Raw genomic sequence first — 1,143 nt, forward strand, 5'->3', positions numbered from 1 at the left:
AATAATTTTACGTAAAACACAGAATACATGAAAGTTATAAATGATTAACATTCATTACGAGGAACTCAGGAAAAAACAGCTATTAAGGCACATCAATGTGAATATGCATGATATTGTAATTCGTAATTTTTTCATAGTTGCTTTGTTTTTATATCAATTTTAGTTTTCATTACTTCACCTCTTCAAACTTCCCTTCATCAGTGATTAGGTACTTTCTAGTATTTCCATCCAGTTGATGGATAATAGAATCTTTATACACTACAAGTGTCCCTCTTCCGTCTCTTATGGCATTGTATGTACCTTCAAAATCGAATTCAAGACGATCGATCATATCACCTGTGTATTTGTTATGTGAAGCCATATAAAATGGTGAGTAATCTTGATTATTAGGTTGATCATAACTTTTTACATAGGTTAAAATATTAAATTTATCCCAACCAGAAAAATACTCATTTCGGCTATAGTAATTTCCAACAGCACGATACCTTCCATCTTCATCATTCCAATAAAGCTCATCATAAATAGTTCCTAAAGCTCCATATTTCTCAATTTCAAATATTACACGATTTAGCGAATCTATTGCTTTAAATAATCTCCTATTTTCTTCTAACATAACGGAATCAATAAAAGCATGTACAGCTTTATAAGAGATTTCGTTGTGAATCCATGCTTCATAGTTAAAATCTTTTTTTGTTTGAAAACAATAGGGATACTTGGTAATAGGATCGTAAAAAAATATCCTCTCAAGCAACTTAGCTTGTTCTGCATTTATATGAGGTTGTTGAAGAGGGATCTGAGATTTCTTTTGTATGTTCTGAGTTTTTTGATTTGAACTCTGTATATCCTTTTTCTGGTTCTGAGATTGCTGATCACAACTTATCGAAAATATGATAAAAAGTGTACTCAAAGATATATTAATTAATAATTTCATAGTTGCTTTTATTTTCTTTTATCCGTAATAGGTTAGTTAGGGAACCCTGGTAAATACTTAATCTACTAACAATGAGTTATTTACTTGTTATAAAATGTAAAAAAGACCCCGAAAAATGTCGAATTAGGCTTTTTTCGGGGTTTTAACTTGCATAAATTTGAGTTCCAACAAAAAATCTATTACAAGTCTGACTCAAATATAACATGCAATTC

At 30.1% G+C, this 1,143-nt stretch carries 1 protein-coding gene; it reads right to left on the reverse strand.

Features of this window, described 5'->3' with window-relative positions; all coding sequences use genetic code 11:
* Nucleotides 1-169: 169 nt before the first annotated feature.
* On the reverse strand, nucleotides 170-931 hold the full coding sequence (locus tag HHU12_RS34035) for a hypothetical protein (protein ID WP_169661166.1): 762 nt from the start codon (nucleotides 929-931) through the stop codon (nucleotides 170-172).
* Nucleotides 932-1,143: the final 212 nt, after the last annotated feature.

The sequence above is a fragment of the Flammeovirga aprica JL-4 genome (assembly GCF_012844305.1).
Classification (GTDB): Bacteria; Bacteroidota; Bacteroidia; order Cytophagales; family Flammeovirgaceae; genus Flammeovirga; species Flammeovirga aprica.